This is a genomic window from Enterobacter cloacae complex sp. P17RS (assembly GCF_014895885.1).
Lineage (GTDB): Bacteria > Pseudomonadota > Gammaproteobacteria > Enterobacterales > Enterobacteriaceae > Enterobacter > Enterobacter bugandensis.
The window spans coordinates 136,818-148,607 of the sequence record NZ_JADBQK010000003.1; the positions used below are offsets into that span (position 1 = coordinate 136,818).

12 protein-coding genes and 1 pseudogene are annotated in these 11,790 nt (G+C 57.4%); 9 read left to right on the forward strand and 4 right to left on the reverse strand.

Annotated features, from left to right (window positions below):
• Window positions 1–122 precede the first annotated feature (122 nt).
• The 6 genes and pseudogenes from hemA (at window position 123) to kdsA (ending at window position 5,167) form a co-directional block, all read left to right on the forward strand.
• Window positions 123–1,379, forward strand: a complete 1,257-nt coding sequence (hemA, locus tag IM265_RS01630; RefSeq protein ID WP_021240361.1) for a glutamyl-tRNA reductase — start codon at window positions 123–125, stop codon at window positions 1,377–1,379.
• Between the two features lie 41 nt (window positions 1,380–1,420).
• Entirely contained in the window at window positions 1,421–2,503 is a 1,083-nt protein-coding gene (gene prfA, locus IM265_RS01635; RefSeq protein WP_021240360.1) for a peptide chain release factor 1, read from the forward strand.
• Window positions 2,503–3,333: a peptide chain release factor N(5)-glutamine methyltransferase gene (prmC, locus tag IM265_RS01640; protein ID WP_193030824.1), complete on the forward strand. Its 831-nt coding sequence runs from the start codon at window positions 2,503–2,505 to the stop codon at window positions 3,331–3,333. Before prfA ends, prmC begins: the two co-directional genes overlap by 1 nt.
• A gap of 8 nt (window positions 3,334–3,341) precedes the next feature.
• A pseudogene (locus IM265_RS21930) lies at window positions 3,342–3,425 on the forward strand (siroheme synthase); the annotation flags it as partial.
• 41 nt (window positions 3,426–3,466) lie between these two features.
• On the forward strand, window positions 3,467–4,276 hold the full coding sequence (gene sirB1, locus IM265_RS01645) for an invasion regulator SirB1 (protein ID WP_028013460.1): 810 nt from the start codon (window positions 3,467–3,469) through the stop codon (window positions 4,274–4,276).
• A 36-nt stretch (window positions 4,277–4,312) separates the two neighbouring features.
• On the forward strand, window positions 4,313–5,167 hold the full coding sequence (gene kdsA / locus IM265_RS01650) for a 3-deoxy-8-phosphooctulonate synthase (protein ID WP_028013459.1): 855 nt from the start codon (window positions 4,313–4,315) through the stop codon (window positions 5,165–5,167).
• 74 nt (window positions 5,168–5,241) lie between these two features.
• Here kdsA and chaA read toward each other — a convergent pair whose 3' ends face one another.
• Window positions 5,242–6,342, reverse strand: a complete 1,101-nt coding sequence (gene chaA / locus IM265_RS01655) for a sodium-potassium/proton antiporter ChaA (RefSeq protein WP_008499517.1) — start codon at window positions 6,340–6,342, stop codon at window positions 5,242–5,244.
• A 269-nt stretch (window positions 6,343–6,611) separates the two neighbouring features.
• Between chaA and chaB the strand changes: the two genes are divergently transcribed.
• Entirely contained in the window at window positions 6,612–6,842 is a 231-nt protein-coding gene (chaB, locus tag IM265_RS01660) for a putative cation transport regulator ChaB (RefSeq protein WP_193030822.1), read from the forward strand.
• A gap of 177 nt (window positions 6,843–7,019) precedes the next feature.
• Window positions 7,020–7,715 carry a gamma-glutamylcyclotransferase gene (locus tag IM265_RS01665; protein WP_028013457.1) on the forward strand — a complete coding sequence of 232 codons (696 nt, stop codon included), beginning with the start codon at window positions 7,020–7,022 and terminating at the stop codon, window positions 7,713–7,715.
• 29 nt (window positions 7,716–7,744) lie between these two features.
• Here the strand turns inward: IM265_RS01665 and IM265_RS01670 are convergent, their stop codons facing one another.
• The 3 genes from IM265_RS01670 to IM265_RS01680 form a co-directional block, all read right to left on the reverse strand.
• Window positions 7,745–7,984: a DUF1883 domain-containing protein gene (locus IM265_RS01670; protein ID WP_013096243.1), complete on the reverse strand. Its 240-nt coding sequence runs from the start codon at window positions 7,982–7,984 to the stop codon at window positions 7,745–7,747.
• 194 nt (window positions 7,985–8,178) lie between these two features.
• Window positions 8,179–9,963: a methyl-accepting chemotaxis protein gene (locus tag IM265_RS01675; RefSeq protein WP_193030820.1), complete on the reverse strand. Its 1,785-nt coding sequence runs from the start codon at window positions 9,961–9,963 to the stop codon at window positions 8,179–8,181.
• 106 nt (window positions 9,964–10,069) lie between these two features.
• On the reverse strand, window positions 10,070–10,423 hold the full coding sequence (locus IM265_RS01680; RefSeq protein ID WP_028013455.1) for a DsrE/DsrF/TusD sulfur relay family protein: 354 nt from the start codon (window positions 10,421–10,423) through the stop codon (window positions 10,070–10,072).
• 73 nt (window positions 10,424–10,496) lie between these two features.
• Between IM265_RS01680 and nasR the strand changes: the two genes are divergently transcribed.
• Complete coding sequence (gene nasR, locus IM265_RS01685) at window positions 10,497–11,681, forward strand: nitrate regulatory protein NasR (RefSeq protein ID WP_193030819.1); 1,185 nt, start codon at window positions 10,497–10,499, stop codon at window positions 11,679–11,681.
• The last annotated feature ends 109 nt before the right edge of the window (window positions 11,682–11,790 follow it).

An 11,790-nucleotide genomic window follows, 5' to 3' on the forward strand; every position in this document is an offset into this window, starting at 1 on the left:
ATTATCTCAAAGCGTTGAGTAACCTATTACTCCGAAAGGAGGCGGTCTCTTTTATTGATCTCGCGCATCCTGTATGATGCGTCCTGCTAACCTTATTAACGCTGGTACTACTCCCGCTCAACATGACCCTATTAGCACTCGGCATCAACCACAAAACGGCCCCGGTTTCGCTGCGAGAACGCGTTACGTTTTCGCCGGATACGCTTGACCTGGCGCTGGACAGCCTGCTTGCACAGCCGATGGTGCAGGGTGGCGTGGTGCTTTCGACGTGCAACCGTACCGAGCTGTATTTGAGCGTGGAAGAGCAGGATAACCTGCACGACGCGCTGATCCGCTGGCTATGTGACTACCACAATCTCAACGAAGACGAGCTGCGCAACAGCCTGTACTGGCATCAGGATAACGATGCGGTCAGCCATCTGATGCGCGTCGCCAGCGGTCTGGATTCGCTGGTGCTGGGCGAGCCGCAGATCCTCGGCCAGGTAAAAAAAGCCTTCGCAGATTCCCAGAAAGGGCATCTCAAGGCCAGCGAGCTGGAGCGTATGTTCCAGAAGTCCTTCTCCGTGGCGAAGCGTGTGCGAACCGAAACCGACATTGGTGCCAGTGCGGTTTCTGTTGCTTTCGCGGCCTGTACCCTTGCACGGCAAATCTTTGAATCCCTGTCGACCGTCACCGTGATGCTGGTAGGCGCGGGCGAAACCATCGAGCTTGTGGCGCGCCATCTGCGCGAGCATAAAGTGAAAAAGATGATTATCGCGAACCGCACCCGCGAACGCGCGCAGGTGCTGGCGGACGAAGTGGGTGCCGAGGTGGTTGCGCTGAGCGATATTGATGAACGTCTGAAAGAGGCGGACATTATTATCAGCTCTACCGCCAGCCCGCTGCCGATCATCGGTAAAGGGATGGTGGAGCGTGCGCTGAAATCTCGCCGTAATCAGCCAATGCTGCTGGTGGATATCGCCGTTCCGCGCGATGTTGAGCCAGAGGTTGGCAAGCTGGCTAACGCCTATCTTTACAGCGTGGATGACCTGCAAAGCATTATTTCGCACAACCTCGCCCAGCGTAAAGCGGCGGCGGTGCAGGCGGAAACCATTGTTGAGCAAGAAACCAGCGAATTTATGGCCTGGCTGCGCGCGCAAAGCGTCAGCGAGACCATCCGCGAGTACCGCGGGCAGGCGGAGCAGGTGCGTGATGACCTGACTGCCAAAGCGTTAGCGGCCCTGGAACAGGGCGGCGACGCGCAGGCGATTATGCAGGATCTGGCGTGGAAGCTGACCAACCGCCTGATCCATGCGCCAACCAAATCTCTTCAACAGGCTGCCCGTGACGGGGATGATGAACGCCTGACTATTCTGCGCAACAGCCTCGGGCTGGAATAGCGCCCTATACCCATTTTCTAAGACAAGGTGCACTTACGCCTATGAAGCCTTCTATCGTCGCTAAACTGGAAGCTCTGCACGAGCGCCATGAAGAAGTACAGGCGCTGCTCGGCGATGCCGGGACTATCGCAGACCAGGAACGTTTTCGCGCGCTTTCGCGTGAATATGCGCAGTTGAGTGATGTATCAAAATGCTTTACCGACTGGCGACAGGTTCAGGAAGATATTGAAACCGCGCAGATGATGCTCGACGATCCAGAGATGCGCGAGATGGCGCAGGAAGAGCTGCAGGATGCAAAAGCGCGTTCCGAAGAGATGGAGCAGCAGCTTCAGGTGCTGCTCCTGCCGAAAGATCCGGACGATGAACGTAACGCGTTTGTCGAAGTGCGCGCCGGGACCGGCGGTGACGAAGCGGCGCTGTTTGCCGGGGATCTGTTCCGCATGTACAGCCGCTACGCCGAATCGCGCCGCTGGCGCGTGGAGATCATGAGCGCCAACGAAGGCGAACATGGCGGCTACAAAGAGGTTATCGCCAAGATCAGCGGCGACGGCGTATACGGTCGTCTCAAGTTTGAATCCGGCGGTCACCGCGTGCAGCGCGTTCCGGCCACCGAATCTCAGGGCCGTATTCATACCTCCGCCTGTACGGTGGCGGTGATGCCGGAGCTGCCGGAAGCGGAACTGCCGGACATCAACCCGGCGGACCTGCGCATCGACACCTTCCGCTCCTCCGGGGCGGGCGGTCAGCACGTTAACACCACCGACTCCGCCATCCGCATTACCCACCTGCCGACCGGCATCGTGGTGGAGTGTCAGGACGAACGTTCGCAGCACAAAAACAAAGCCAAAGCGTTGTCCGTGCTGGGCGCGCGCATCCACGCGGCGGAAATGGCGAAGCGTCAGCAGGCTGAAGCCTCTACGCGTCGTAACCTGCTGGGCAGCGGCGATCGCAGCGACCGTAACCGCACCTACAACTTCCCTCAGGGGCGCGTGACCGACCACCGCATCAACCTGACCCTGTACCGTCTGGACGAGGTGATGGAAGGGAAGCTAGATATGCTGATTGAGCCTATCGTGCAGGAATACCAGGCCGACCAGCTGGCGGCGCTGTCCGAGCAGGAATAATGGATTTTCAGCGCTGGTTAAGCGAGGCGGCCGCTGAGCTTTGCAAAAGCGAAAGCCCGAAGCGAGACGCCGAAATTTTGCTTGAGCATGTGACGGGTAAAGCCCGCACGTACCTGCTGGCATTCGGCGAAACTGAGCTGACCGCAGAGCAGGAAGCACGGCTCGCCGCGCTGCTTGCCCGCCGTAAAAACGGCGAGCCGGTGGCGCACCTTGTCGGTGAGCGCGAGTTCTGGTCGCTACCGCTTTACGTCTCGGCGGCAACGCTGATCCCGCGTCCGGATACCGAGTGTCTGGTTGAGCAGGCGCTGGCACGTTTACCCGCAGCGGCCTGCCGCATTCTCGATCTCGGGACGGGAACAGGTGCTATCGCGCTGGCGTTGGCCAGCGAGCGGCCTGACTGCGATGTGACGGCAGTGGATGTGATGCCCGACGCGGTGGCGCTGGCGCTGCGTAATGTGGAACGTCTCAGGCTCAGCAACGTAACGGTGCTGCAAAGCAGCTGGTTTGCTGCGCTGGAGAACCGCTCATTTGCGATGATTGTCAGCAATCCTCCTTACATTGACGAACATGATCCACACCTTGCGCAGGGGGATGTTCGCTTCGAACCGCTGACGGCGCTCGTGGCCGCCAACGCGGGATTAGCCGATCTTGATCACATTGTGACAACGTCACGAGAGCATTTGCTTCCCGGCGGCTGGCTGCTCGTGGAGCATGGCTGGACGCAGGGAGAATCCGTGCGGGCACTGTTTACCCAGGCAGGCTACGCCGCTGTCGAAACCTGCCGCGACTACGGCGGCAACGAACGCCTGACGCTGGGGCAGTGGTCTTGAGTTCCGGGTATCTGCCATTTACTGATAAAGGCGTAAGGCTGACTGAAAGGCAGTTTGGCGTTATCATCTACATCGTTTTGAGTTTTATCGCGCCTGAGCGTCATTGTTCGCTCAGTCGTTACTGGGGTAAGTCATGAGGTCCTTAGCCGATTTCGAATTTAATAAAGTGCCGCTTTGCGATGGCATGATCCTGATTTCGGAGATGATACGCGACGATTTTACGTCGCAGTACGTCTACGATGAGCTGGAGAATCTGGTCAGCCTGGCGCGTGAAGAGATCAATCAGGCGCGCCCGCAGGACTGGCAATTAGAGAAGCTTCTGGAGCTTTTCTACGGCGAATGGGGTTTCTGCGACACGCGTGGCGTGTATCGCCTGTCTGACGCATTATGGCTGGACCAGGTCTTAAAAAATCGTCAGGGCAGCGCCGTTGCGCTGGGCTCTATTTTGCTGTGGGTTGCGCACCGTCTGGATATTCCGCTGGTGCCGGTTATTTTCCCGACGCAGATGATCCTGCGTGCGGAGTGGCTGGACGGTGAGATGTGGCTCATTAATCCGTTTAACGGCGATACGCTGGACGAGCATACGCTGGACGTCTGGCTGAAAGGCAACATCAGCCCGGTGGCCGAGCTCTTTAACGAAGATCTCGACGAAGCCGACAACGCCGAAGTCATTCGCAAGCTGCTGGATACGCTGAAGTCAGCGCTGATGGAAGAGCGTCAGATGGAGCTGGCCTTGCGTGCCAGTGAAGTGCTGCTGCAGTTTAATCCGGAAGATCCGTACGAAATTCGCGACCGCGGGCTTATCTATGCCCAGCTCGACTGCGAGCACGTGGCGCTGAACGATCTGAGCTATTTCGTCGAGCAGTGCCCGGAAGATCCGATTAGCGAAATGATTCGCGCGCAGATCAACGCGATCTCGCACAAACAAATTACACTGCATTAATCTTAATTCCGATTCACACCTGAATAAGGCGATCCTATGAAACAAAAAGTGGTTAGCATTGGTGATATCAAGGTAGCAAACGACCTGCCGTTCGTGCTGTTTGGCGGTATGAACGTGCTGGAATCCCGCGATCTCGCCATGCGTATCTGCGAGCACTACGTGACCGTGACCCAGAAGCTGGGCATTCCGTACGTGTTTAAAGCCTCTTTTGACAAAGCCAACCGCTCCTCCATCAACTCTTACCGTGGCCCGGGCCTGGAAGAGGGGATGAAAATTTTCCAGGAGCTGAAGCAGACGTTTGGCGTGAAAGTGATCACCGACGTGCATGAGTCCTGGCAGGCGCAGCCTGTGGCAGACGTGGTAGACGTAATCCAGCTTCCGGCGTTCCTGGCGCGTCAGACCGACCTGGTTGCCGCGATGGCGAAAACCGGTGCCGTGATCAACGTGAAAAAACCGCAGTTCGTGAGCCCAGGCCAGATGGGTAACATCGTCGATAAGTTTATCGAAGGCGGTAACGACAAGATTATTCTGTGCGACCGTGGCGCTAACTTCGGTTACGACAACCTGGTTGTGGACATGCTGGGCTTCAGCGTGATGAAGAACGTCTCAAACCAGTCGCCGGTGATCTTCGACGTGACCCACGCGCTGCAGTGCCGCGACCCGTTTGGTGCAGCCTCTGGCGGCCGTCGTGCTCAGGTGACCGAGCTGGCGCGCGCCGGTATGGCGACCGGCCTGGCAGGTCTGTTCATTGAAGCGCACCCGGATCCGGCTAACGCGAAATGCGATGGCCCATCCGCGCTGCCGCTGGATAAGCTGGAGCCGTTCCTGAAGCAGATCAAAGCGATTGACGATCTGGTGAAAAGCTTCGACGAGCTGGATACCAGCAACTAATAAAAAAACCCGCTTCGGCGGGTTTTTTTATGGGACATATTGCCGGGTAAGCGCAGCGCCGCTGGGCAAAAAGACTATGCAAAGATCGTCATCAAGTACGCTACAAACAGCGCCATATGCGCCGCGCCGTTCAGGACATTGGTGCGGCCAGTGGAGAATGAAATCTGGCACAGCAGCAGCGAGGCCACCATCACAATCATCTCCGGCGCGCCCAGCGCAAACTGCAGCTCGTTACCGGTCATAAAGGCGATCAGCGTCACCACCGGTACGGTGAGTGAAATGGTCGCCAGCACGGAGCCGAAGAACAGATTCATCGCACGCTGCACCTGATTGTTCAGCACCGCCTTCAGCGCACCTAAACCCTCAGGGGAGAGGATCAGCAGCGCCACCAGGAAACCGGTAAAGGCCACCGGCGCGTTCAGCTCGGTTAACAGCGTCTCCAGCGGGTTGGCGTTCATCTTGGTGACGGCAATCACCGCAATCAGATGCACGATCAGCCAAACCGTGTGCCACGCGCTGCTGTGGGCCGACGGCTTGCCGTGGTGCGGGTCATCGTCGTCGCTGTCGTCTTCATGCTCATACACAAACAGGCTCTGGTGCGTTTTGGTCTGAATGAGCAGGAACACGCCGTACATGGCGGCGGAAATCAGCGCGACCAGCAGCGCCTGGCCGGTGGAGAAGTTTGCACCCGGCAGCGCCATCGGGAAGACCAGCACGATGATGGCCAGCGGGAAGAGGGCGATCAGATACTGTTTAATGCCGAAAAGATTCATGTACTGGGTCGCAAATTTGCGTCCGCCCAGTAACAGAGAGAAGCCTACCAGGCCGCCCGTCACAATCATAATGATGGAGTAAAGCGTATCGCGCATCAGGGTCGGGGCGGCATCGCCGGTTGCCATCAACGCGGAAATCAGGCTGACTTCGAGAATAACGACGGAAAGGCTGAGAATTAAAGAGCCATAAGGCTCGCCCAGGCGGTGGGCTAATACGTCCGCATGGCGAACGACGCTAAATGCGCTGGTTAAAATGCCCACCAGGGCAAGAATATTGATACCAACCACCACTGGCAGTGACTGACTGCTTCCCCAGAAGAGCAGCACAGCCAGTGCCAGAACCGGGAAAATGAGAGACGTCTCCTTGTGGCGGGTCTTTACCGCCTCGTGTGTTGCTGTCATGTGCTTCTCCATCAATGCAGGTGCTTGTAATTATAGATAGATTTTAAGGGCATTAAATTAACAGAAATCTGTTAAATAACCTTTATTTTTTACTTAATTTTACCCTTTGTTATGGTTTTCATGTTTAATGCCTATAATAAGATATTTCTTTTAAATATATATTTAATAACAATGAATTATGAAATTCATCCGTTCATTGTTTATGACCGGCTGGCACACCGGCGTATCGTCGTCCACACTTAACTCTTTAGGCAAAAGAGAGGTTAGTGATGCCATATAAAACGAAACGCGAATTACCCGATAACGTGAAAAACGTCCTGCCCGAACATGCGCAGGATATCTACAAAGAAGCGTTTAACAGCGCCTGGGATAAGTACAAAGATAAAGACGATCGGCGGGATGATGCCAGCCGGGAAGAGACGGCGCACAAGGTCGCGTGGGCCGCAGTAAAACATGACTATGAGAAAGGAGACGATGATAAATGGCATAAAAAGAAATAGCCGTGAAATTATTCGCTGCCTTCATTTTGACTTTTCAGGCGGTTGAACTGCCGTTGTATTGCAACTGGTCCGCTAATTGCTTATCGTAATTTGACTGCTGGCAAAATGACCAGCACAGAATGCCGGGAAGGCGAATTACAGATGTCGCAAGGAAGCATGCAGTGGCGGAGGTGGAAAGTGTTAACGCGTGATTTCTTAATGAAGGCAGATTGTAAGACGGCATTTGGTGCTATTGAGGAATCGCTTCTCTGGTCAGCTGAACAACGTGCGGCGTCGCTCGCTGCCACGCTTGCCTGCCGCCCGGATGATGGCCCGGTATGGATTTTTGGCTACGGTTCACTGATGTGGAACCCGGCTCTCGAATTTGTTGAATCGGCAACCGGCACGCTGCCCGGCTGGCATCGCGCATTTTGCCTGCGCCTGACGGCCGGACGCGGCAGCGCCTGTCAGCCAGGGCGCATGCTTGCACTAAAAGAGGGCGGACGCACCACGGGCGTCGCGTATCGCCTTCCGGATGCCACGCTCGAAGAGGAGCTGACGCTGCTCTGGAAGCGCGAGATGATCACCGGCTGCTATATGCCGAGCTGGTGCAAGCTGGAGCTCGACGACGGGCGCACCGTTAACGCGCTGGTATTTATTATGGATCCGCGCCACCCGCTGTATGAAGCGGACACCCGCACGCAGGTGATTGCCCCGTTAATTGCCGCCGCCAGCGGGCCGCTGGGCACCAACGCGCAATATCTCTTCTCCCTCGATCAGGAGCTGACCCGCCTCGGCATGCAGGACGATTGTCTGAATGAGCTGGTGGTGAAAGTGAAGGCGCTGCTGGAAGGTAACCCGCTCAACAGCACGCTGCGACCGGGTTTTGCCTGAGAATACGCCCGGCGAGCCGGGCGTTTAAATTACGCTGCCACGTAGCTGACCGAATGCTCCAGCGACTGGCTGTGGCTGTCGATCAGCACATCCCACGTGCCGGTATACGGCACGGTAAGCCAGGCCTTGTCATCCTGCACGGTCAGAATATCCGCCTGGGATTGTTTCTGTGCTTTCGCACTCATCAGATGAATACGACAGCGCTCTGAGCAACGCACCACCACCGTATCCCCGCCAAACAGTTTCAAACTTGTTTTCACCAGTGCCATTTTCTACCCCGTCGATTTTGCCCATCCCGAGCGTGATGTTGTTCACAAAATACTCATTGCATAACACCAAAGCGGGGAGCGAGGGATGCTGATTTTGATCAAAAAATGGCATAACGATTAAACAAAAATGACAAAATTCCTGAAACCTTTCAGCGGACGCGCGTTTAATCTGTTTAACGCGCGCCTGAAGAAAATTAAATGCGGAAATGGCCGGCGGTTTCAGCAAGCTCGCCCGCCTGGCTTTGCAATGCGCTGGCGGCCGCGGCGGACTGCACCACCAGCTCGGCATTCTGCTGCACCATTCTGTCGAGATGGGTCACCGCGTGGTTGATCTCGTGAATGCCTTTCATCTGCTCGCTGGTGGCAATCGAGATCTCTCGCATGATGCCGGAGACGCTGCCGATGCTGGAGCGGATCTCATCCATGCTTTCCCCGGCCAGATGCACGTAGCGCGAGCCGGTGGCCACGCTGTCGGTGGTGGAGTCGATAAGCGATTTGATCTCTTTCGCCGCCTGGGCGCTGCGGCTGGCGAGGTTCCGCACTTCACCGGCAACCACGGCGAACCCGCGGCCCTGCTCACCGGCACGCGCCGCCTCGACGGAGGCGTTCAGCGCCAGAATGTTGGTCTGGAAGGCGATGCCGTCGATCACGCTGGTGATATCGCCAATCTTAGCGGACGCCACTTCGATGGACTGCATGGTGCTGATGGCCTGCGAAACCACTTCACCGCCGCGCGCTGCGGCCGCAGAGGCCTTGCTGGCCTGGTCGTTGGCTTCTGCTGCCGATTCATTCGACTGGGTGACAGAGGCGGTGATCTCTTCCACGGCGCTGGCGGTTTCGCGAAGGCTGGACGCCGCCTGCTCGGTACGTCCGGAGAGATCCTGGTTACCTGCCGCAATCTCCTGCGCGGCGTTTTTCACCGAGGCGCTGGCGTCGCGGAGCTGAACCATTACCACCGAGAGCTTATCGCTGAAGGCGTTAAACGCCTGCGCAATTTGCGCCACTTCGTCATCGCCGCTGTCCGGCAGGCGCTGGGACAGATCGTTAGTGCCGTTGGCAATGTTGTGCATCGCGTCGCGAATGTCGGACAGGCGCTTCAGCAGGCGGGCAATCAGGACGTGAACAATGGCGCCGCTCAGGAGTGCGAGGATCACCAGCGAAATCGCCGACGCTTTCAGCAGGGCACGCATGCCGGAGGTGGCATCGCTGCTGTCGAGGGCGACGACCAGGAGCCAGTTCGTGCCCGGCACGGCTGAGGCGATAAAGGTTTTTTCCTCGTCATTCAGCGTTCCGTCGACCGGGTTACCGCTCTTCAGCGCCGCAAGGTCGATGCCTTTGATCGTCTCGGCAAACGGCTTCAGCGTCAGGGCCGGCTCGTTGGCGGCAATCACCGTGCCGTCGCTGTTCAGAAGCAACCCGCTGCTGGCCGGCGTGGGGTGGATCCCGCGCACGTTCGCCACCACGCTATCCATGGCGACATCGCCCGCCACCACCGCTTTCAGAGCGCCATTCTCCTTGACCGGCAGGGCAAACGTGACCACCAGCTTCCCGGTCCCGGCATCAACGTAGGGTGCCGTTACCACCGGGCCGTCCGTGCTCACCACCTGTTGATACCAGGGACGAACGGTGGGGTCATAATCCGCCGGGACGCCTGTCGGGTCTGAGAATTTCGCCGTCTTGCTGGCGTAGCCCACGTAAACGTTGGTGAAACCGCCCGCCAGGGCAAGCTGCTTAAACGCCGGAACCGGATCGTCAGCCAGCGCGATGCTCTGCGCGGAGGTAATCACCGTCATTTTGCTTTTGACCCAGTCGGCAATCGCCATGTTGTGGCTGGCGCTGGTGCTGGTCAGAATATCGCGCTGGGACTGCTGGTTATCCTGGCGCGTGACCTGGAAGTTAATTACGGTATTGAGAAGAAGGGCGACGACGAGGCAGCCTGTCGTCGCGGCGATAATGCGTGCGCGAATGGATCTGAACATAAGTGAAATACCTGCTGTGTTGTTTCCATGCCTATCGGCAACCCCGCAGGTAAACTTGATGCTGAAACCGCATCCATAAGAAAATAATATTTTTACGGGTTTATTATTAAAAAGTTAATACTTTATCCGCGGTCAGCGTCCATTCGGCCAGTTCAACCAGCGTACCGATTTCTACGCCCTCGATCAGCGGCAGCCCGGTAATGCCGCGCCCGTCGGTGCAGGTCTTACAGAGTTTTACCGGCACGTCCTGCGCGGTCAGGATCTCCAGCATCTGCTGAATGTTGTAGCCTTCCGCCGGTTTTTGACCCTTCAGCCCGGCGGTGACGGCGTCGGACATTAAAAATATCCGCAGTACCAGGTCGCTCTCTTTTTCGCGTAGCGCGATCGCCAGGCGCAGGCTGTTGAAAAGGGATTCGCTGCCGTAGGCCGCCCCGTTGGCGACGATCACAATCTTCTGCATGTTGACTCCTGTTCTTATAAAGGCACGAATATTGCTTAATTTCCCCGGAGTTTCGCTGTCCGGGAGAGTAAGCATGACATTAATGGCCGGCATTTCGCCAGGTGCAACCGAATGGCTCCAGCGCGCAAGGCGGATGCGCCGGGAGCAGCTCAGCAGGCTGGCGCAGCTGAACGTGCTGGTGCGCGGAATTAGCCAGCTGGTGCATATGCTCCAGTGCGAGCGCGGCGCATCTAACGTCTGGCTCTGCTCACAGGGTAAGCTCTATGCGCCTGAATGCAAAGCCAGCCGGGCCCTGGTGGATGAAAACCTTGCTGCACTGAACGACATTCTTGGAAAACAGTCCACCTTCCCGGGAAGCGCCGTTTGCGAACGTATCGGCAATGCGCTGCTCACGCTGGAGACGCTTCCCGCGCTGCGCGACGGTGTAAATCGGCAAACGCTAACGGCTCCGCAGGCAATGGAGCACTACTCCCGCATGCTGCGCCACCTGCTCAGTATTGTACCGCAGCTTAATGACAGCATTGACGACCCGCAAATCGCGGGCCGTTTCGTCGCGCTATATAGCCTGATGCAGGGGAAAGAGCTGGCGGGACAAGAGCGGGCCCTGGGGGCGATTGGCTTCACGCAGGGCTTTTTCGATGATGTGACCCGCCAGCGGCTGGTTGACCGCATTGACGGGCAGCAGGCCTGCTTTGAGAGCTTTCTCTCCCACAGCCAGGCCGACGTGCAGACTTCGTTCTCCCTTAATTGTCAGCCCGATCGTGAGACGGAGCAGCTCCGGCGCGTGGCCTGTACCCGCCAGCCTGCTCCAGACAATGGACATACCGCACTCGCCTGGTTTGCGCTGCAAACGGCGCGGCTGGAGCATCTTCGCGCGCTGGAGGAGACGATCATCGCCGAGCTGATGGTCGCGGTGGATGAGCGTATTCAGCGCGACGAGGCGTACCCGCTTCCCGGGGATGAACAGGACGATCCGCTGGCGCACTACCCGGATAAACCGCTGCTGACCCTGGTTCGCCAGCAGGCACGAGAGATAGAGCAGCTTTCCCGCCAGCTCGCGTCGCTGCGCGATACGCTTGAGGAGCGCAAAACCATTGATAAAGCCAAAAGCGTGCTGATGACCCACCAGAACATGAGTGAAGAACAGGCCTGGACGACGCTGCGCAAAATGGCGATGGACAAGAACCAGCGCATGGTCGATATCGCCCGCGCGCTGCTTACGGTGAAGAGCGTCTGGCAGGTAACACCAAAGGAGTAGCTGCACAATCAGCGGGCATTTTATGCTTGATTGAGGTGCGCGAACGCGGGCAAAACCCGGTTTTCGGCCCTGAAAGAGGGTCTTTAAACCTGGCACTGGCTTTGCATTA

Coding starts and splice junctions, on each gene's coding strand:
- hemA (WP_021240361.1), top strand. CDS start 123: ATGACCCTATTAGCACTCGGCATCAACCACAAAACGGCCCCGGTTTCG.
- nasR (WP_193030819.1), top strand. CDS start 10,497: ATGACATTAATGGCCGGCATTTCGCCAGGTGCAACCGAATGGCTCCAG.
- chaA (WP_008499517.1), bottom strand. CDS start 6,342: ATGACAGCAACACACGAGGCGGTAAAGACCCGCCACAAGGAGACGTCT.
- IM265_RS01675 (WP_193030820.1), bottom strand. CDS start 9,963: ATGTTCAGATCCATTCGCGCACGCATTATCGCCGCGACGACAGGCTGC.
- chaB (WP_193030822.1), top strand. CDS start 6,612: ATGCCATATAAAACGAAACGCGAATTACCCGATAACGTGAAAAACGTC.
- prfA (WP_021240360.1), top strand. CDS start 1,421: ATGAAGCCTTCTATCGTCGCTAAACTGGAAGCTCTGCACGAGCGCCAT.
- kdsA (WP_028013459.1), top strand. CDS start 4,313: ATGAAACAAAAAGTGGTTAGCATTGGTGATATCAAGGTAGCAAACGAC.
- IM265_RS01670 (WP_013096243.1), bottom strand. CDS start 7,984: ATGGCACTGGTGAAAACAAGTTTGAAACTGTTTGGCGGGGATACGGTG.
- IM265_RS01680 (WP_028013455.1), bottom strand. CDS start 10,423: ATGCAGAAGATTGTGATCGTCGCCAACGGGGCGGCCTACGGCAGCGAA.
- sirB1 (WP_028013460.1), top strand. CDS start 3,467: ATGAGGTCCTTAGCCGATTTCGAATTTAATAAAGTGCCGCTTTGCGAT.
- prmC (WP_193030824.1), top strand. CDS start 2,503: ATGGATTTTCAGCGCTGGTTAAGCGAGGCGGCCGCTGAGCTTTGCAAA.